Origin of the sequence: Flavobacterium olei, assembly GCF_039749035.1 — a bacterium.
GTDB lineage: Bacteria > Bacteroidota > Bacteroidia > Flavobacteriales > Flavobacteriaceae > Flavobacterium > Flavobacterium olei.
Genome location: NZ_JBDKWC010000006.1, coordinates 386,832 through 407,132 on the forward strand (window position 1 = coordinate 386,832; position 20,301 = coordinate 407,132).

Genomic DNA, 20,301 nt, shown 5'->3' on the forward strand with positions numbered 1-20,301 from the left:
AAACACAACACAAAATGAATTATTTTTCTTCTGATTTTAAATTAGGAATATTAGGCGGCGGACAATTGGGCAAAATGCTTTTGTTCGACACGCGTAAATTTGACATTCAAACTTATGTTTTAGATCCCAGCGACGAAGCGCCAAGTAAAATTGCCTGTAATAAATTCTTTAAAGGCGATTTAATGGATTATGAAACGGTTTATAATTTTGGGAAACAAGTTGATGTTTTAACTTTCGAAATTGAATTAGTCAATCTTGAAGCTTTAACACAATTAGAAAATGAAGGCGTAAAAGTATATCCTTCACCAAAAACTTTAAAAGGAATTCAGAATAAAGGAGTGCAAAAGCAATTTTATGCAGAGAATAATATTCCAACAGCTGCTTTTCTAAGATTTGACAGTCCGGAACATTTGCAAAAATCAGTTGGAAATAATGAAATTACGATTCCGTTTGTGTGGAAATGCACCGAATTTGGATATGATGGAAACGGCGTTAAAGTAATTCGTCAAACTTCAGATTTAGATGATCTGCCAAATGTAGAATGTATTGCCGAAACAATGGTTCCATTTAAAAATGAACTTGCGGTAATTGTCTGCAGAAGTCCTTTAGGGGAAATCAAGACATATCCGGTTGTAGAAATGGAATTTCATCCCGAAGCCAATCAGGTGGAATACGTAATTTGTCCTGCCAGAATTGATGAAAAAGTAGCCGAAAAAGCAAGAGCAATTGCTTTGAATGTCTCTGAAAAATTCAATCACGTTGGTCTTTTGGCTGTTGAAATGTTTCAGACACAAGATGATGAAATTTTAGTGAATGAAGTGGCACCACGTCCGCACAATTCTGGTCATTATTCTATTGAAGCAAGTTATACCTCACAATTCGAAAATCATCTTCGCGCTATTTTGAGTCTTCCATTAGGAAACACAGAAAGCAAAGTTGCCGGAGTTATGGTAAATCTGGTCGGTGCCGAAGGATTTTCAGGAGATGTAGTTTACGAAAATATTGAAACCATTTTAAGCTGGAATGGTGTTACACCACATATTTACGGAAAAAAGCAAACTCGTCCATTTAGAAAGATGGGACACGTTACAATTGTGAATGAAGACATGATGGAAGCGAGAAGAATCGCGGAGCAGGTTAAGAATACTATTAAAGTGATTTCGTAATTCAAAGATTGAAAAATTTAAAGATTAAAAAATTGGTTTATTATCAATCAAAATCTTTGAATAGTTTAATTTTTAAATCTTTAAATAAAAAACAAAATGAGCAAAGTAGCCGTTATAATGGGAAGCATCTCAGACATGCCAGTAATGCAGGATGCACTTGACATGTTGAAACAATTTAATATAGAAGTAGAAGTTGATATTGTTTCTGCTCACAGAACACCAGAAAAATTATTCGATTTCAGTAAAAATGCACACAACCGCGGAATTTCTGTAATTATTGCAGGTGCGGGCGGTGCCGCACATTTGCCTGGAATGGTGGCTTCAATGTCTCCGCTTCCTGTTATTGGAGTTCCTGTAAAATCCAGCAATTCTATTGATGGGTGGGATTCTGTTTTGTCCATTCTTCAAATGCCGGGCGGCGTTCCTGTTGCTACTGTAGCTTTAAACGGTGCAAAAAATGCCGGAATTTTAGCAGCACAAATCATCGGAAGCTCTGATAAAAAAGTTCTGGACTCTATTATTTCTTACAAAGAAGAATTAAAAGCGGCGGTTAATAAAGCTGCTGAAGGTTTAAAAAAATAATTTCACAGAGATTCACAAAAGTTACACAGAGATGCACAAAGATTTTGTGAATCTCTGTGTTTTTTCTTTGTGGAACTTTGCGAAATAATCTTAACGAATCATTATAATTCTTTTTTAAAGAAAAACTTAACTTTGAAAAAAATGATACAATGATTATTAAATCTTCTAAAATGAAATTGACCAAGAATGTTAATCATCTCATTCAGGAAATAGCTGACAAAACTTCGTTAAAAGAAAATCTTTCAGAACTGCTAAAACAAAAAATAGATGAAGCCATTTATTCTTAGATAATAATGAAGGAATTTGTAATGATTTGGCCATGGAAGAAACCAAAAATCGTTATCTAAAATATTTTAATTAATGAATTCTAAACCTATAAGGTTTTAGAAACCTTACAGGAAAAAAAATTACACTATGAGCGTATTAACACAATATTTCAATACCAAACATAACACAGCCCCTTTTTCACAAATTAAGATCGAAGATTACGTTCCGGCCTTTCAGGAAGGAATTAAACTGGCAAAAGCCGAAATCGATGCAATTGTAAATAATCCGGAAGCGCCTACTTTTAAAAATACGATTGTGGCGATGGATTTTTCGGGCGACATTTTAGATCGTCTTTCCAGTGTTTTCTTTAATTTGAATTCGGCTGAAACCAATGACGAAATGCAGAAAATCGCACAGGAAGTTTCTCCCTGGCTTTCTGAATTTGGAAATGATATTCGCCTCAACGCCGATTTGTTTGCAAAAGTAAAAGCCGTTTACGATCAAAAAGAAAGCCTGAATCTCAACGCTGAACAAACTACATTATTAGACAAAAAATATAAAAGTTTTTCCAGAAACGGAGCAAATCTTGCGGAAGACAAAAAAAATCAGTTACGAGAAATCGACAAAGAATTATCGAAACTGAGTTTACAATTTGGCGAAAATGTTTTGGCAGAAACCAATAACTTCGAATTACATTTAACCGACTCAAAAGAGCTGTCAGGTTTGCCTGAAGGAACAATCGAAGCGGCTAGATTATTAGCCAAAAACCAGAAGAAAGAAGGTTGGATTTTTACATTAGATCATCCAAGTTATGTTCCATTCCTAACGTATGCTGACAATCGCGAACTGCGTAAAAAAATGGCGATCGCTTTTGGGGCAAAAGCTTTTCAAAACAATGAATTCAACAACGAACAAAACGTTTTAAAAATTGCTAAACTTCGTCATGAAAGAGCTAATTTATTAGGTTATAAAACCCATGCCCATTTTGTTCTGGAAGAAAGAATGGCCGAAAGTCCCGAAAAAGTATTTTCTTTCCTGAATGATTTATTAGCGAAAGCTAAACCCGCAGCACAAAAAGAATTCGCCGAATTAACCGCTTTCGCGAAAGAACTGGACGGAATTGAACAATTAGAAAAATGGGATGGTGCTTATTATTCTGAGAAATTGAAACAGCAGCTTTTTAATTTAGACGATGAAAAACTAAAACCGTATTTTCAGTTAGAGAAAGTTCTGGAAGGCGCTTTTACCGTTGCCAAAAAATTGTACGGATTGACATTTACAGAGGTTTTTGATATCGACAAATACCACGAAGAAGTTACCACTTATGAAGTAACAGATTCTGAAAATAATTTGGTTTCGATTTTCTATGCCGATTTCTTCCCAAGAAAAGGAAAAAGAAATGGAGCGTGGATGACGTCTTTCAAATCGCAATATGTAAAAGACGGTATAAACGAAAGACCTCATATTTCAAACGTTTGTAATTTTACAAAACCAACCGAAACAAAACCATCTTTATTGACTTTTAATGAAGTAACGACATTATTCCACGAATTTGGTCATGGTTTACACGGAATGTTGGCCGATACCGTTTATCCAAGTTTATCCGGAACGTCTGTTTATTGGGATTTTGTAGAATTACCAAGTCAGATTATGGAAAACTGGTGTTACGAACCAGAAGCTTTGGCTTTGTTTGCCAATCATTACGAAACAGGAGAAATTATTCCGATTGAATATGTGCAGAAAATTAAAGAAAGTGCGAGTTTCCAGGAAGGATTAGCGACTTTACGACAGTTAAGTTTCGGATTATTAGACATGGCGTGGCACGGACAAGATCCGACCAACATTACAGATCTTAAAACTTTCGAAACGGAACAATTCGCCAATACACAATTGTATCCGGATGTAAAAGAAAATGCGATGAGTACTGCTTTTTCACATATTTTCCAAGGTGGCTATTCTTCCGGTTATTACAGTTACAAATGGGCAGAAGTTTTAGATGCTGATGCTTTTGAATATTTTCAGGAAAACGGAATTTTCAATGCCGAAGTAGCCAAGAAATTTAAAGACAACGTTCTTTCAAAAGGAGGAACAGAACATCCAATGACTTTGTACAAACGTTTCAGAGGTCAGGAACCCAAACCGGAAGCTTTGTTGAAAAGAGCAGGACTTCTTTAGACTTTCTTAGATTTTTAGATCTTAGAATATTAGATAATTAAAACCGAAGCATCTATGCTTCGGTTTTTTATTTGACTTTGCCTCCGAATAAATTTAGTTTATCTTAGCATTTTTGAATCCTAATCTTAGAAAATTAATCGTGAAAAAATTCTTTAAAATAGTTCTTTACTTATCTGTTGCCGGACTAATTGCGGTTCTTTCTGTAAATTATCATATTACTTCATCCACCAAAAAATACATTCATTATTCTTTAAAGAAATTCCCAAAGAATGATGTCGGAATAATATTTGGCGCCGGAATAAATGGCAATCAGCCGAGTAAATATTTGAAGGACAGACTTGACGCTGGGATTTTGTTATACAAAGCAAAAAGAATCAATAAGATTCTGCTTTCAGGAGATAATGGACGCGAAGAATACGATGAATTAACGGTGATGAAAAATTACTGTTACCAACATGGCGTTGATACAACTAAAATCTTTATTGATTATGCGGGTTTTGATACCTATTCAACAATGTATCGCGCCAGACATATTTTCAAAATAAAAAAAGCTACTTTGATTTCGCAGGAATATCATTTGAACCGTGCCCTCTACATTGGAAGAAATCTGGGCATAAAATCGGCTGGATATTCGGCGAACAATGGCGAATATTCGGGATATAATTATGTGAAATTCCGAGAGTATCTATCCAGATTTAAATCCTTTTTCGATGTTTTCAGAAATCGGGAACCTAAGTTTTTAGGAAATCCAATCGATATTAATGGACCATCCAATTATTCTAAGGAAGATAAAAGATAAAAAACAAAACCCTGTAAAGAACTTTGCAGGGTTTGTTTTTAAGTCTAAAGAAAATAAAAATCTTTATTCTATTTTCTATGATCTATATTCTTTACTCCTTCTCCAATACCTTATTGGCCACTTTTCCAACAGTCAATCCTTGAACCACAATTGAAAACAGAACCACAATATAAGTTATTTCTAGCAGCAGATTTTTGTATTCTCCATCCGGAAGGGAAAGCACCAACGCAATAGAAACACCGCCGCGGATTCCGCCCCAGACCAGTACGGTTAATGAGCCTTTATTATAAGCCGATTTGATTCCGAAAAATTTGAAAACATCAAAGAATTTCCACGGTAATACTATCGAAAAAATTCTGGCAAAAAGGACAATTAAAATTGTTACTAAACCAATCAGCAATTGTTTCTCTAAATTCGGCAGCAACAATAATTCAAACCCGATGAAAAGGAATAAAATGGCATTTAGAATCTCATCTATTAATTCCCAAAATTTCTCCAGATAATCTTTGGTCATTTCGCTCATGGCTACTTTTTTACCATAATTCCCAATAATAAGTCCGGCAACAACCATTGCCAGCGGACTTGAAACATGCAAACTTTTGGCGATTAGAAATCCGCCCATTACTATCGAAAGCGTAATAAGAACTGAAACTTTATAATCGTCAATTTTTTTAAGAACACGAGAAGCAGTAAACCCTAAAAACGCACCTAATAAAAGTCCGCCAATACCTTCTTTGGCAAAAAGCCATGCCACAGAACCAAAACTCATATCAAATTTCGGATCTGTAGCCATTTCCATTACTACAGCAAACATTACTACCGCTACTCCATCATTAAACAATGATTCACCAACAATTTTAGTTTCGATTCTTTTCGGAACTTTAGCTTGTTTTAAAACGCCCAGAACAACGATTGGATCGGTTGGAGAAATTAGTGTTCCGAAAACCAGGCAGAATAAATACGGTATTTTAATTCCAAAAATTGGTGCGATATAAAATAGAAGCATCGAAATAATAAGCGCTGACAGAACTACAGAAACCGTAGAATAAATCATAATCGAAACTTTTTGTTCTTTAAGGTCAGACATATTTACGTGAAGCGCTCCGGCGAAAAGAAGAAAATTCAACATGGCACCCATTAATATCTCGTTGAAGTCAAATTCTTTTATTAAAACAAAAAAATGTTTCGTGGTATCGGGAAAATAAGAATCTCCTAAAAGACGAATTCCAACAGAAACCAGCATCGCAATAATCATAATTCCGATTGTTCCAGGAAGTTTTAAAAATCTTAAATTTAAATAGGCGAAGAAAGAAGCCAGCACAATAAGTACTGAAAAAGTGTAGTATAATTCCATAAATGTGATTTTTACAAAAATAGCTGTATCATTAGTTAATCAAAAACTCACGCCACCAATTAACATAATTTTATAACTCACAAAATAAACTTTCATTTATTTTTGAAAGTTCAAAAACTTTTATATACTTTTGTTTCATGGAATTCAAAGAAGCAAAAAATAAGTTTGTGCAAACCTGGGGGGCATTGGGTTCTCAATGGGGAATTAATAAAACCATGGCACAGATTCATGCTTTATTAATGGTCTCTAACGACGCCGTTTCTATGGAAGAAGTGATGGAAGAGCTCCAAATTTCACGCGGAAATGCCAGTATGAATTTACGCGCTTTAATGGATTGGGGAATTGTATATAAAGAATACAAAGCCGGAGAAAGAAGAGAATTTTTTACCGCAGAAAAAGATCTTGACGAATTAGCCGTGAAAATTGCCAGAGAAAGAAGTAAAAGAGAAATTAAACCTGCGCTTAAAATCTTAAAGGAAGTTTCAACAATTGAAGCTAAAGACTCTGCAGAAGAAAAACATTTTGTTGATCAGACTTCTAAATTATACGATTTCGTTTTGAAGGCAGATAATATGTTAGATAAAATGACCGAATTTAATGAAAACTGGTTAGGTCGTTTGATTCTCAAAATCATGAAATAAAAAAATTTAATTCAAACTTTCAATTATTTCTGAAAGTTTAAAACTTTAAAAAATAATATAATGGATTTTTTGAAAGCAGAATGGAAAAATTTAGCCTTGTTCAATTATGAAATTGATCGTGAGGTTCTGGAAAAATATGTTCCTGCGGGAACTGAGATTGATATTTGGAACAACAAATGTTATGTAAGTTTAGTTGGATTTCTTTTTAAAGAAACGAAAGTTTTAGGATTAAAAGTTCCGTTTCATGTTGATTTTGAAGAAGTGAATTTGAGATTTTATGTAAAACGTTTTGAAAATGGCGAATGGAAACGCGGTGTAGTTTTCATTAAAGAAATTGTTCCGAAAAAAGCCATCACTTTAATTGCAAATACTTTATATCAGGAACATTACGAAACCCAAAAAATGAAACATGAAATTATTGAAAATGAAAACACAAACACTTTTATTTATCAATGGACAAAGGATAAAAATCAGAATACAATTCACGTAGAAACTAAAAGTGTTTTGAGTGAAATAGAAATTGATTCTGAAGCCGAATTTATTACCGAACATTATTTCGGATATACTAAAATAGATTCTGCCAAAACTTTCGAATATGAAGTTACACACCCGAGATGGCAACAATATGAAGTTTTAAATTATGCTGTTGATGTAGACTTCGGAAAAAATTACGGAACTGATTTTGAGTTTCTTCAAAACCAAAAACTAACTTCAGTTTTCCTGGCAAAAGGTTCTAAAATTGGCGTAAAGAATAAAAGAAAATTGCAGACAATTCCGGTTTTAGAAAAAATGTATTAATCTATTTATAAATCAAAAAACCAAAAATCATGAAAACGCTCGAAAACCAAACTTTACTTTATGACGAAGATTGTCCGCTTTGCAGTTTATATACAACCGGATTTGTAAAAAGCGGTATGTTAGACGAAAACGGAAGAAAGTCATATTGTGATTTATCTGCCGACGAACAAAGTTTTATAGATGTAAAACGTGCTACAAACGAAATTGCTCTGGTTGATAATAAAACTAAAACAGTAATTTACGGGATTGATAGTCTGATAAAAGTCGTTGGTTTTTCTTTCCCGTTGATTGAAAAAATTGCCACAATAAAACCGATTCATTTTGTATTGAAAAAAATGTATTCTTTCGTTTCTTACAATCGAAAAGTAATTATTCCTGGCAATATAAAACAAGAAAATAAATTGCAATGTACACCGGATTTCAATTATAAATATCGATTTCTGTTTATTGGTTTTGCTTTGACTGTAACGACTTTCATTTTATTCGGATATTCTAATTTGATTTTCGATTTTCCAAATAGTACGGTTACGAGAGAGCTTATTTTGGCTTTTGGACAAATTGTTTTTCAAACTTTGTTTCTTTTTAAATTCAACAAACAAACGATTATGAATTACACCGGAAATTTAATGACGGTTTCTTTGATGGGAAGTTTAATATTAAGTCCGACTTTGATTTTGAGTCAGTTTATGATTCTTCCGCAAATGATAATTTTAGGATGGTTTGGAGTTACTGTTTTAATTATGTTCATGGAACATGCCAGACGAATTAAAATTTTAAAACTTCCAATTTGGTTATCTTTCACCTGGATTTTGTACCGAATTATTGCTTTGATTCTAATTTTAAATTAAATAGGTTCGCCACGAATTCACGAATATTTCAATGTTATTTAAATAATTCTTGAATTCGTGGCAAAAAAAAAATTACACAAATGAGCAAACTTATTATAGCAGCGGGCACAGGATTTCTTGGAAAAGTTTTAATCAATCATTTCAAAAATAAATTTGAAGAAATTGTAATTCTGACCAGAGGAAAATCTAAAAATATTGACGGAATAAAATACGTAAACTGGAACGCTAAAACTTTTTCAGGCTGGGAAAACGAATTAGAAAATGCAACAGTTTTAATTAATCTTGCCGGAAAATCTGTCGATTGCCGTTATACCGCAAAAAATAAAAAAGAAATCTTATTGTCCAGAATTGAAAGCACAAAAATTCTCAACAAAGCGGTTTTGAATTGCAAAAATCCGCCGAGACATTGGCTGAATTCTTCAACGGCAACCATCTACAGATTTTCATTAGACAAAAAAATGGATGAAGTTGATGGCGAAATTGGAAATGACTTTTCGATTAATGTGGCACTTTCGTGGGAAAAAGCATTTTTTAAAACCGAAACGCCCAATACTTTAAAGACAGCTTTGCGAACTTCTATTGTTTTAGGAAAAAAGGGCGGTGCTTTTATTCCGTTAAAGACTTTGGCAAAAATTGGCTTTGGCGGGAAACAAGGAAAAGGCAATCAGTTTGTGAGCTGGATTCATGAAGAAGATTTTGCTCGTGCAGTTGATTTTATTCTTGAAAAGGAATTGATTGGAAAGATAAATATTGTTTCTCCAAAACCAGTCCAGAATGTTGATTTTATGAAGAAACTTCGAAAAGCGGTTGGTTTTCCTTTCGGAGTTCCGATGAGCAAATTCTTACTCGAAATTGGCTCTTTTTTTATCCGAACAGAAACAGAATTGGTTTTGAAAAGCAGAAATGTGATCCCGAAACGACTTTTGGATAATGGTTTTGAGTTTAAGTTTGGGAATGTTGATGAGGCTTTTCAGGATTTAGTATAGTTTGTCATTTCGAGGAACGAGAAATCACACTCGGGAATCGACAAAGATTGGCGATTTACGTTATGAGCTACTAGTGCGTTCTTCGCCTTAGCTCAGAAAAACAATGCGGAAATTTAATAAAATTGAAACCGATTAAATCATGAACACCATTCAACTTACAACCAAAATAAAAGCTCCAATAAAAACTGTTTTTGATGCTTCAAGAAATATTGATGTTCATCAGAAATCCGCAAGTAAATCAAAAGAAAAAGCAATTGCCGGAATAACTTCTGGTTTAATAAATTTAAATGAAACGGTAACCTGGCGCGGAAAACATTTTGGGTTTTATCTCGAACACAAAAGCCGAATTACAGCCATGAACTTTTGCGATTATTTTGTGGATGAAATGGAAAAAGGCCATTTTAAATCTTTCAAACATGAACATTTTTTTGAAGAAGAAAATGGTTTTACGATTATGAAAGACAAATTACAATATGAAACTCCGTTTGGGATTTTTGGAAAATTATTTGATGTTTTATCTTTGGAAAAGCATTTAATTCGTTTTCTTTTGGAGAGGAATAAGATTTTGAAAGAGGTTTCGGAAAACGCTAACTAAGTTTTTCTCTCAACTTTTGTCATTTCAACGAAGGAGAAATCTCCGCAACAACATTCCTCAAAGATTGGAAATACTTTGCAGAGTTTCTTACGGAGATTTCTCCTTCGTCGAAATGACAAGATTGCGTATTTTGAAATGAATCTTCTCGCTTTACGTTTGCGTGAGGGATAGGAGCTGGCTACCGAAGTAGCGCGGATAGCCCGACCGCGTTGCGATAAGCGGGCGAATATGCGCAAAGTATTTTTGCCCGCTTATTGCAAGGTGGTCACGCCCAAATTACTTTAAAAATAAACAATCATTAACCACCAAAAAATCGGAACGGCTTCTACCCAAAATGAAGTGTAATATTTGGAACGGTTTGGATTTGCAAAAAAGATAAAAAGCATCAAAGTGACCACCATGACAAAATTAATTATGGCATCGTGATAATTAAAAGTTGCAATAAATACTTCTAAAAACCAAAATGGTATCAATAATAAAAAACCTAAAAGTTTGGTTTTCTTTACGCCGATAGTCTGCGGAACGGTTTTTAAATGCGGATCGTCATTGGCTAGATCCAGAATTTCAAAAACTAAAATGAGGACAAAAACGAGAACAAAGCGCTGAATGCATTTTATAAAAAAGTCAATAGTAAATGGAATTTCAGCATTTATTAAGGGTAAAACCAACGTGGCTCCCACCCAGCAAATGGCTACTATATAAATTTTTACGCCGGCCCAGTTTCTGGCATTTCTTCGGTTTGGAAAAAAAGGCAACGTGTAAAGTGCTGTGATGGCGAAAATTCCGAAGGATACAACTTGTGTGATTCTCTTTAATTGAAAAAAATAATACCCGACTAGAATCAGCGAGATAAAACTTAATATTGCGATGATTTTTAACTGTATTCCAATTGGATTTTTCTTTACCCGAACCAAAGCATCATATTTTACGAAATTATATCCTACAATAGTTCCAAAGAAAACGAAAAGCGCCATTGGCTCATCATACTGAATATGAAACACATGGAAAGTTATATGTACCAAAGCAAAACACGAGAAGGCCACGTGAATACTGCTGTTTAAATAGAAATCGAATAGCTGTTTTATAAGTTTCATGATTCAAATCTAATCAATTGGTAACAAATCAACTCTTTAGTTATAAAATTGATAAAAATTGAAGTTAAAAATACCCATTAAATTATTAATAATACTTAATTTTGCGCCACAAAAAAACAACACATTTACTTTCAAATGTTATTTGCCCCACAAATTGAGGCTGATTACATTGACCTTAAAAATTTAGATAGCTACAAATGAGAACAGATGCTTTTGCTTTAAGACACATTGGCCCAAGAGAAACCGATCTTCCACATATGTTGAAGACTATTGGAGTTGACTCGATTGAACAACTGGTTTATGAAACACTTCCGGATGATATTCGTCTAAAAGCACCTTTGAATTTAGATCCTGCGATGACCGAATACGAATTCGCAAATCATATTCAGGAATTAGGAAAGAAAAATAAAGTATTCAAATCGTACATCGGTTTGGGTTATCACCCAACTATCGTTCCGGCTCCAATTCAAAGAAACATTTTTGAAAATCCGGGATGGTATACTGCTTACACACCTTATCAGGCAGAAATTGCGCAGGGTCGTTTAGAAGCTATTTTAAATTTCCAGACTACCGTTATCGAATTAACCGGAATGGAAATCGCAAACGCTTCTTTATTAGATGAAGGAACTGCTGCTGCCGAGGCTATGGCGTTATTATTTGACGTTCGTACCCGCGACCAGAAGAAAAACAATACACACAAATTCTTCGTTTCTGAAGAAATTTTACCACAAACTTTATCGGTATTGCAAACACGTTCAACTCCGATCGGAATTGAATTAGTTGTTGGAAATCACGAAAACTTTGATTTTTCAAATGAGTTTTTTGGAGCGATTTTACAATATCCGGGAAAATATGGTCAGGTAAATGATTATAGTGCTTTTGTTGCTAAAGCAAAAGAAAACGAAATCAAAGTTGCCTTTGCTGCAGATATTTTATCATTAGCTGCCTTAACTTCTCCGGGAGAAATGGGAGCTGCTGTTGTAGTTGGAACTACACAAAGATTTGGTGTACCAATGGGTTACGGAGGTCCACACGCTGCATTTTTTGCAACTAAAGATGAGTACAAACGATCTATGCCAGGTCGTATTATCGGAGTTTCTATTGATGTAAATGGAAACCGCGCTTTACGTATGGCTTTAGGAACGCGTGAGCAACACATTAAACGTGAAAAAGCAACTTCTAACATTTGTACTGCTCAGGTTTTACTAGCTGTTATGGCCGGAATGTACGCGGTTTACCACGGACCAAAAGGATTAAAATATATTGCAAACAAAGTTCACGCCTCTGCAGTTACTACTGCCGAAGCTTTAAATAAATTAGGAGTTTACCAAACCAACACCGCTTACTTTGATACCATTTTAGTAAAAGCAGACGCTCAAAAAGTAAAAGCTGTAGCGGAGAAAAACGAAGTAAACTTTTTCTATCCTGATGCAGATAGTATTTCGATTTCATTTAACGAAACGACTTCAATTACAGACGTCAACCAAATTATCGCGATTTTTGCTGAAGCTTTAGGGAAAGAAACTTTCACAGTTTCTGAATTAGCAACAGCAAGTCAATTACCGGCTTCATTAGAAAGAACGTCTTCTTTCTTAACACATGATGTATTCAATAATCATCATTCAGAAAGTCAGTTAATGCGTTACATTAAAAAATTAGAACGTAAAGATTTATCATTGAATCACTCGATGATTTCATTAGGTTCTTGTACGATGAAATTAAACGCGGCTTCAGAAATGTTACCTCTATCAATGCCAAACTGGAACAGCATTCACCCGTTTGCACCAGTTGAGCAAGCCGAAGGTTACATCACAATGTTGAAAAAATTAGAACAGCAATTAAATGTAATTACAGGTTTTGACGGAACAACTTTGCAGCCAAACTCTGGAGCTCAGGGAGAATACGCTGGTTTAATGGCAATTCGTGCTTACCACATGTCAAGAAACGAAGGTCACCGTAATGTATGTTTGATTCCATCATCTGCTCACGGAACAAATCCTGCTTCTGCAGCAATGGCCGGAATGAAAATTATAGTTACCAAAACAACTCCGGAAGGAAACATTGACGTAGAAGATTTAAGAGAAAAAGCAATTGAACACAAAGATGATTTATCTTGTTTAATGGTAACGTATCCTTCTACTCACGGAGTTTTTGAATCTTCAATTATCGAAATCACAAAATTAATCCACGATAACGGCGGATTAGTATATATGGACGGTGCCAACATGAACGCTCAGGTTGGATTAACAAATCCGGCTACAATTGGTGCTGACGTTTGTCACTTAAACTTACACAAAACTTTCGCTATTCCTCACGGTGGCGGCGGACCTGGAGTTGGACCAATTTGTGTAAACGAAAAATTAGTTCCGTTTTTACCAACAAATCCAATCTTAAGCGTTGGAGGTGAACAAGCGATTACGGCTATTTCATCTGCACCTTACGGATCTGCTTTAGTTTGTTTAATTTCTTACGGTTACATCACCATGATGGGTGCTGAGGGATTAAAAAGCGCTACAGAACATGCAATTTTGAATGCTAACTATATGAAAGCACGTTTCGAAGGTCACTACCCAATTCTTTACACAGGAGAATGCGGAAGAGCGGCTCACGAAATGATTTTAGATTGCCGTTCATTCAAAGAAAACGGAATCGAAGTTGGTGATATTGCAAAACGTTTAATGGATTACGGTTTCCACGCTCCAACGGTTTCTTTCCCTGTTGCCGGAACTTTAATGATTGAACCAACTGAATCTGAAGATTTAGCAGAATTAGACCGTTTTTGTGATGCCCTTATTTCAATCAGAAGAGAGATCGAAACTGCAACAGCCGATGATAAAAACAACGTATTAAAAAATGCACCTCATACATTGGCAATGTTAACTACAGACAATTGGGATTTCCCTTATACAAGAGAAAAAGCAGCTTACCCGCTAGATTATATTGCTGAAAATAAATTCTGGCCATCTGTTCGTCGTGTAGATGACGCTTACGGTGACAGAAATTTAATTTGCAGCTGTGCTCCTATTGAAGCTTATATGGAAAGCTAAAAATTAGTTCTTCTATTTTTATTTCAACCCCGACAGATTTATAAAACCTGTCGGGGTTTGTTTTTTTTTAAATTTGTTTCAAGTTTGAGGTTTCAAGTTATTGTTGAGAACCTGAAACCTGAAACTTTTTAAACAAAAAATAATCAGGGCGTGCCCCCGTTATAGTAAGTGGGCAAAAAATCTTTGCGCTTATTCGCCCACTTACTATATCGGGGTCGGGCTATCCATGCTACTTCGGTAGCTTACTCCTATCCCTCACGCAATCAAACTACTAAGAACCATTTTTTTATCCATTTTAAGTTAGCCATTTTATTTATGAAACAAAACCCAATCTTAAAACCCGAAATTTTCCAAAACAAATCTTTGTTTCAAACGTTTGAAATCTCGGCAAAATCCAATTTTCATTAAAAAATATACAATATATCATCAAAAAATCCGTTTTTTGTTAATTATATGCATGCATACTATTTTTTATGATAGTTATCATAATATTATTTATAAATTAGCAATAAATTTATCGGATAATTACAAGAAAAAATGAAAATTAAAATAATAGGTATAGGAAGTTACATTCCTAAAAAAGAAGTAAGCAATACTGATTTTGGCGATCATGTTTTTTTGAATGAAGACGGAACTCCTTTTGCTTACCCAAATGAAGTTGTAATAAAAAAATTTAAAGGTATTACCGGAATAGAAAACCGACGTTACGCCGAAGATCATTATACGGCATCAGATTTAGCATTTTTTGCTTCTGAAAAAGCCATCGAAAATGCCAATATCGACAAAGAATCCTTAGACTATATTATTTTCGCACACAATTTTGGCGATGTAAAGTCAGGAACCAATCAATCTGATATTTTACCGAGTTTAGCAACCCGCGTAAAAAATAAACTGAATATTAAAAATCCGAAATGCGTGGCTTACGATATTCTTTTCGGATGTCCGGGCTGGATCGAAGGGGTTCTTCAGGCCAATGCTTTCATAAAATCTGGAATGGCAAAAAGAGTTTTGGTTATTGGTGCCGAAACTTTATCCAGAGTGGTAGACGATCACGACCGCGATTCGATGATTTATTCAGATGGTGCCGGTGCTTCAATCTTAGAACTTTCAAGTGACGAATCTGGTTTACTTTCATACGAAAGTGCCACTTTCGCAAATGACGAAGCTAATTTCCTTTTTTTCGGAAAATCATACAATCCAGATTTAGATCCGGATATTAAATACATTAAAATGTATGGCCGTAAGATCTATGAGTTTGCATTAAGTCAGGTTCCAAATGCCATGAAAAGCTGCCTGGATAAAAGCGGATACGGAATTGATGAAGTAAAGAAAATCCTGATTCATCAGGCAAACGAAAAAATGGACGAAGCGATTGTAGAACGCTTCTACAAATTATACGACAGAACCGCTCCGAAAGACATTATGCCAATGAGTATTCATGATTTAGGAAACAGCAGTGTTGCCACAGTTCCAACGCTTTTTGATTTAATATTAAAAGGTGAAATCGAAAATCATGAAATCAATAAAGGCGATGTGATCATTTTTGCTTCTGTTGGAGCCGGGATGAATGTTAATGCTTTTGTTTATAGGTATTAATAAAGCTTTTAAGCTTTCTATTAGAGAAGTCTATTTCTCACAAAGACGCGAAGTCGCAAAGTTTTATAAATATTACTTTGCGACTTCGCGTCTTTGCGAGTTTATCAGCAGATAACTTAATAAACTATACATTCAATTCTATTTAAAAAATACAAAACAGCAGATAACTTTGTATATTTGCGCCTTTGCAGATAAAAAATAAAAAATGTACGAAAAAACATTTCCCAATAAAAGATTCAAACTCACTTTAGAATTTTTACAAAAGCACGTTAGCACATCAGAAACTATTTTTGATTTTGGCGTTCCAAATCCGTTTTCTAAAATAATGGAAGAAAATGGCTATACTGTAAAAAACACGAAGGGAGAAGATTTAGACAACGATCAAACGGCGCTGCAAACAGAAGAATATACTGTTTTTACGGCGTTTGAAATTTTCGAACATTTATTAAATCCGTACACGATTTTAGAAAATGTAAAATGTGATAAATTGTTAATTTCAATTCCGTTACGTTTATGGTTTTCTCCGGCATATCGTTCTAAAACTGATATGTGGGACAGACATTACCACGAATTTGAAGATTGGCAACTGGACTGGCTTTTAGAAAAAACGGGATGGAAAATAACAGATCGTCTACAATTCACTCATCCTGTAAAAAAGTTTGGATTCAGACCCTTACTAAGATATTTTACTCCAAGATATTATATTGTTGCTGCCGAAAAAGTTAAAAACTAAAATTGCAGATTTTAGATTAACGATTTTGGATTTGTGATTTTAGATTAACCAAAAAAATCTAAAATCTAATCTAAAATCTAAAATTTTACAAATGAAATATTATATCGTCATTCCCGCACACAACGAACAGGATCTTATTGGTTTAACTTTGCAATCTCTGATTTCGCAAACAGTTTTGCCATCAAAAATTGTGGTTGTAAATGACAATTCGACTGATAAAACAGAAGAAGTGGTACTGGGTTTTGCAAAAGAGAATCCTTATATTTCTGTTGTGAATAAAACTTCAGATGCTATTCATTTGCCTGGAAGCAAAGTAATTCAGGCTTTTCAAAAAGGTTTTGAAACCTTAGACTCCAATTATGACATCATTGTAAAAATAGACGGCGATTTAATTTTTCCATCCAACTATTTTGAAACTATCATCAAACATTTTCAATCAGACGCAAGAGTTGGAATGGCAGGTGGTTTTTGCTATATCGACAAGAACGGGGAATGGGTTTTGGAAAACCTGACAGATAAAGATCATATTCGCGGTGCGCTGAAAGCTTACAGGAAGGAAACTTTTGAGCAAATTGGCGGTTTAAAACCTGCAATGGGCTGGGATACTGTAGATGAATTACTTTGTAAATTTTACAATTGGAAAATTGTAACAGACCAATCTTTACACGTTAAGCACCTTAAACCAACTGGCGCAAACTACAACAAAACAGCACGTTATAAACAAGGAGAAGCTTTTTATACTTTAGGATATGGTTTTTGGATTACGGCAATTGCATCTGCAAAACTTGCAATGATGAAGAAAAAACCTTTACTTTTTTTAGACTACATTCAGGGTTTCAGAAAAGCCAAAAAAGCCAAAACTCCCTTATTGGTTAACCCCGAACAAGCTAAATTTATTAGAAATTATCGTTTGCAAAAAATGAAAAAAAAGTTAATTTGATTGATAAAGCAGTCGAAAAAGCTTGAACTCATAACCCAAAACTCATAACTTCTTTTTACCTTAGCCAATATTTGTAAAACTTATGATGCTAATTCGTTATTTATCCCAAATAGGAAGATATTTTTTAATGCTTAAAGAAATTTTCAATAAACAGACCAAATGGTCTGTAATGAAAAGTTTAATTTTAAAAGAAATCGACGATCTTATTATTGACTCTCTGGGAATTGTGTGCTTTATCTCTTTCTTTATTGGAGGGGTTGTAGCCATTCAGACTGCCCTGAACTTAACTAATCCGTTAATTCCTAAATATCTTATTGGTTTTGCGACACGTCAATCTGTAATTTTAGAGTTTGCCCCTACTTTCATTTCTGTTATTATGGCGGGAAAAATGGGATCTTATATTACTTCAAGTATTGGTACAATGCGTGTTACAGAACAAATCGATGCGTTGGAAGTTATGGGAGTAAACTCCTTAAACTATCTTGTTTTTCCAAAAATTGTCGCTTTGTTAATGTATCCTTTTGTAATTTGCATTAGTATGTTTTTAGGTGTTTTTGGAGGATGGCTGGCTTCAGCGTATGGCGGATTTTCGACTAGTCAGGACTTTATCGCAGGAGCACAAATGGAATTTATTCCTTTTCATATCACGTATGCTTTTATCAAAACCTTAATTTTTGCTATGTTATTAGCAACCATTCCTTCTTTTCATGGATATTATATGAAAGGCGGCGCGTTGGAAGTGGGTAAAGCAAGTACGGTTTCGTTTGTATGGACATCGGTTTGTATCATTCTTTTTAATTATATATTAACTCAATTATTATTAGGATAATGATAGAAGTAAAAAACATAGAAAAATCATTTGGTGACAGTAAGGTTTTAAAAGGCGTTTCGACGGTTTTTGAAACCGGAAAAACCAATCTGATCATTGGACAAAGTGGATCCGGAAAAACAGTTTTATTAAAAACATTATTAGGAATTCACGCTCCGGATTCGGGAACTATCGAATTTGACGGCAGGGTTTATTCTGATCTGGATAAAGATGAAAAGCGTGAATTGAGAACAGAAATCGGAATGGTATTTCAGGGAAGTGCTTTATTCGACTCTATGACAGTTGCAGAAAACGTAGCGTTCCCATTGAGAATGTTTACCAATAATACCAAGGCACAAATTAAAGAACGTGTTGATTTCGTTTTGGAAAGAGTAAACTTAGTTGAAGCGCATAAAAAATTACCTTCGGAGATTTCGGGAGGTATGCAGAAACGTGTGGCAATTGCTCGTGCTATTGTAAACAATCCGAAGTACTTATTTTGTGATGAACCAAACTCAGGATTAGATCCCAATACATCAACTCTAATTGACAACTTAATTCAGGAAATAACCCGTGAATATAACATTACAACAGTAATTAATACGCACGATATGAACTCTGTAATGGAAATTGGAGAGAATATTGTTTTTTTAAAGAAAGGATTGAAAGCGTGGCAGGGAACAAAAGAAGAAATCTTTAGAACTGAAAATAAAGATATTGTCAAGTTTGTCTATTCTTCTAACTTATTCAAAAAAGTGAGAGAAGCTTATCTAAAAGGATAAATCTTTAAAAATTTAAAATAAAAAGAAAATCCAGATTCCAATTGTAAAATTAGAATCTGGATTTTTTATTGAATATTGATCAATTCTACTTCTGCATTAGGATTAAATAAATATGTTTTTCCTGAGCTTATTTCAATGCATTCAAAACGTTTTGTCCTAACGGCCAGTTTCTTAAAAATCTTTCCGTTTTTGATTCTAAAAACACTTCCATACGGAATTTCAAAAACATAATTTTTATCATTCTCTTTGTCGTATTGTTTTAGCGCCAGCGACAAGGTTGTATCTGTATCACTACTTGCTGAAGGGTTTTTAAAATGTCTAGCAAGCAATGGTAAAATCTGTCCGGGGAAAATCTCAGATCTTATAAACGGAACCATTAAACGTTGAAATGTATATTTCCACTCGTTTCCATGTGGTTTTATATTTCGTCCAAATTTTTCAAAAGCAACCAAATGTGCAATTTCGTGAACTAAAGTGATCAAAAAGCGATATTTGTTCAAACTCGCATTAACCGTTATTTCATGTTTACCGCTTGGTCCGCGTCTGTAATCCCCATGACGCGTCTGACGCTCATTGACGATTTTAAGATGAACCTGATTGGCAACAATCAAATCAAAAACAGGCTTTACAGCATGCTCGGGTATATATTTTGCTAGAGTATCGCTCAATTTTAAGTTAAATATTATTTGTTAAAAGTTAGAAGTTTTGATTATTTGTATCAATATATTTTTCAATATCCTCTAATTTAAAGAGAGAATCCTTTTTTATTTTACGTTCGATATAAACATTATAATTTCCAATTCCGCCTTGTTCATAATCTAATCGCCAATTATCATTTCTTTTGGCTAACCATTTTAATTGTCTCGTAGGTATCTTAGTATCTGAAATATTATCCGTTGTTTCACAATCCTCGTTTTTATTGGCAATTTTCTCATCATTATTTAGCACTTTTAAAACTTGAAAAAATTGCTTTGGAATAGAATCTTTTGAATCATACTCAATTCATTTTTTGGCTTTTTGCCTAATATTCTTTTCTTCATGTTTATAAGAAATAAAAATGAAGATCATTAGAATAATACTGCTCTATTCA

At 34.2% G+C, this 20,301-nt stretch carries 19 protein-coding genes; 15 read left to right on the top strand and 4 right to left on the bottom strand.

The genetic code is table 11. From position 1 onward, the window contains the following. Positions 1 to 14 precede the first annotated feature (14 nt). From ABEB31_RS17750 to ABEB31_RS17765, 4 genes are all read left to right on the top strand, one after another. Complete coding sequence (locus ABEB31_RS17750) at positions 15 to 1,166, top strand: 5-(carboxyamino)imidazole ribonucleotide synthase (protein WP_347052988.1); 1,152 nt, start codon at positions 15 to 17, stop codon at positions 1,164 to 1,166. A gap of 96 nt (positions 1,167 to 1,262) precedes the next feature. Beyond that, the gene (gene purE / locus ABEB31_RS17755) at positions 1,263 to 1,748 is read left to right on the top strand and encodes a 5-(carboxyamino)imidazole ribonucleotide mutase (RefSeq protein ID WP_347052989.1); all 486 of its coding nucleotides are present in this window, start codon (positions 1,263 to 1,265) and stop codon (positions 1,746 to 1,748) included. 414 nt (positions 1,749 to 2,162) lie between these two features. After that, positions 2,163 to 4,190, top strand: a complete 2,028-nt coding sequence (locus ABEB31_RS17760; RefSeq protein ID WP_347052990.1) for a M3 family metallopeptidase — start codon at positions 2,163 to 2,165, stop codon at positions 4,188 to 4,190. Between the two features lie 139 nt (positions 4,191 to 4,329). Beyond that, positions 4,330 to 4,989: a SanA/YdcF family protein gene (locus ABEB31_RS17765; protein WP_347052991.1), complete on the top strand. Its 660-nt coding sequence runs from the start codon at positions 4,330 to 4,332 to the stop codon at positions 4,987 to 4,989. Positions 4,990 to 5,080: 91 nt separating this feature from the next. Here the strand turns inward: ABEB31_RS17765 and ABEB31_RS17770 are convergent, their stop codons facing one another. After that, positions 5,081 to 6,343 carry a cation:proton antiporter gene (locus tag ABEB31_RS17770; protein WP_347052992.1) on the bottom strand — a complete coding sequence of 421 codons (1,263 nt, stop codon included), beginning with the start codon at positions 6,341 to 6,343 and terminating at the stop codon, positions 5,081 to 5,083. Between the two features lie 137 nt (positions 6,344 to 6,480). Between ABEB31_RS17770 and ABEB31_RS17775 the strand changes: the two genes are divergently transcribed. The 5 genes from ABEB31_RS17775 to ABEB31_RS17795 all read left to right on the top strand — a co-directional run bounded on the left by ABEB31_RS17775 (position 6,481) and on the right by ABEB31_RS17795 (position 10,211). Beyond that, the gene (locus tag ABEB31_RS17775) at positions 6,481 to 6,984 is read left to right on the top strand and encodes a GbsR/MarR family transcriptional regulator (protein WP_347052993.1); all 504 of its coding nucleotides are present in this window, start codon (positions 6,481 to 6,483) and stop codon (positions 6,982 to 6,984) included. A 60-nt stretch (positions 6,985 to 7,044) separates the two neighbouring features. Beyond that, complete coding sequence (locus ABEB31_RS17780) at positions 7,045 to 7,782, top strand: YqjF family protein (RefSeq protein WP_347052994.1); 738 nt, start codon at positions 7,045 to 7,047, stop codon at positions 7,780 to 7,782. A 29-nt stretch (positions 7,783 to 7,811) separates the two neighbouring features. Then, entirely contained in the window at positions 7,812 to 8,630 is an 819-nt protein-coding gene (locus tag ABEB31_RS17785) for a thiol-disulfide oxidoreductase DCC family protein (RefSeq protein WP_347052995.1), read from the top strand. Positions 8,631 to 8,710: 80 nt separating this feature from the next. Continuing rightward, positions 8,711 to 9,616 (top strand): TIGR01777 family oxidoreductase, encoded by a 906-nt coding sequence (locus ABEB31_RS17790; protein ID WP_347052996.1) that lies wholly within the window; start codon positions 8,711 to 8,713, stop codon positions 9,614 to 9,616. A 139-nt stretch (positions 9,617 to 9,755) separates the two neighbouring features. Beyond that, complete coding sequence (locus tag ABEB31_RS17795) at positions 9,756 to 10,211, top strand: SRPBCC family protein (protein WP_347052997.1); 456 nt, start codon at positions 9,756 to 9,758, stop codon at positions 10,209 to 10,211. 281 nt (positions 10,212 to 10,492) lie between these two features. Here ABEB31_RS17795 and ABEB31_RS17800 read toward each other — a convergent pair whose 3' ends face one another. Further along, a complete protein-coding gene (locus ABEB31_RS17800; protein WP_347052998.1) occupies positions 10,493 to 11,305 on the bottom strand; it encodes a UbiA prenyltransferase family protein in 813 nt (270 codons plus the stop codon). A gap of 197 nt (positions 11,306 to 11,502) precedes the next feature. On the opposite strand from ABEB31_RS17800, the gene gcvP reads away from it, so the two are divergent. The 6 genes from gcvP (at position 11,503) to ABEB31_RS17830 (ending at position 19,211) form a co-directional block, all read left to right on the top strand. Beyond that, positions 11,503 to 14,352 (top strand): aminomethyl-transferring glycine dehydrogenase, encoded by a 2,850-nt coding sequence (gene gcvP, locus ABEB31_RS17805; RefSeq protein WP_347052999.1) that lies wholly within the window; start codon positions 11,503 to 11,505, stop codon positions 14,350 to 14,352. A 537-nt stretch (positions 14,353 to 14,889) separates the two neighbouring features. Continuing rightward, positions 14,890 to 15,948 (top strand): 3-oxoacyl-ACP synthase III family protein, encoded by a 1,059-nt coding sequence (locus tag ABEB31_RS17810; RefSeq protein WP_347053000.1) that lies wholly within the window; start codon positions 14,890 to 14,892, stop codon positions 15,946 to 15,948. Between the two features lie 205 nt (positions 15,949 to 16,153). Continuing rightward, positions 16,154 to 16,681 (top strand): methyltransferase, encoded by a 528-nt coding sequence (locus ABEB31_RS17815; protein ID WP_347053001.1) that lies wholly within the window; start codon positions 16,154 to 16,156, stop codon positions 16,679 to 16,681. A gap of 91 nt (positions 16,682 to 16,772) precedes the next feature. Further along, complete coding sequence (locus ABEB31_RS17820; RefSeq protein WP_347053002.1) at positions 16,773 to 17,621, top strand: glycosyltransferase family 2 protein; 849 nt, start codon at positions 16,773 to 16,775, stop codon at positions 17,619 to 17,621. Between the two features lie 82 nt (positions 17,622 to 17,703). Continuing rightward, positions 17,704 to 18,450, top strand: a complete 747-nt coding sequence (locus ABEB31_RS17825) for an MlaE family ABC transporter permease (RefSeq protein WP_347053003.1) — start codon at positions 17,704 to 17,706, stop codon at positions 18,448 to 18,450. Further along, complete coding sequence (locus ABEB31_RS17830) at positions 18,450 to 19,211, top strand: ABC transporter ATP-binding protein (RefSeq protein ID WP_347053004.1); 762 nt, start codon at positions 18,450 to 18,452, stop codon at positions 19,209 to 19,211. Before ABEB31_RS17825 ends, ABEB31_RS17830 begins: the two co-directional genes overlap by 1 nt. Positions 19,212 to 19,276: 65 nt before the next feature. Here ABEB31_RS17830 and ABEB31_RS17835 read toward each other — a convergent pair whose 3' ends face one another. Next, on the bottom strand, positions 19,277 to 19,879 hold the full coding sequence (locus ABEB31_RS17835; protein ID WP_347053005.1) for a SprT-like domain-containing protein: 603 nt from the start codon (positions 19,877 to 19,879) through the stop codon (positions 19,277 to 19,279). Between the two features lie 28 nt (positions 19,880 to 19,907). Further along, entirely contained in the window at positions 19,908 to 20,159 is a 252-nt protein-coding gene (locus ABEB31_RS17840) for a hypothetical protein (protein ID WP_347053006.1), read from the bottom strand. Between the last annotated feature and the right edge of the window lie 142 nt (positions 20,160 to 20,301).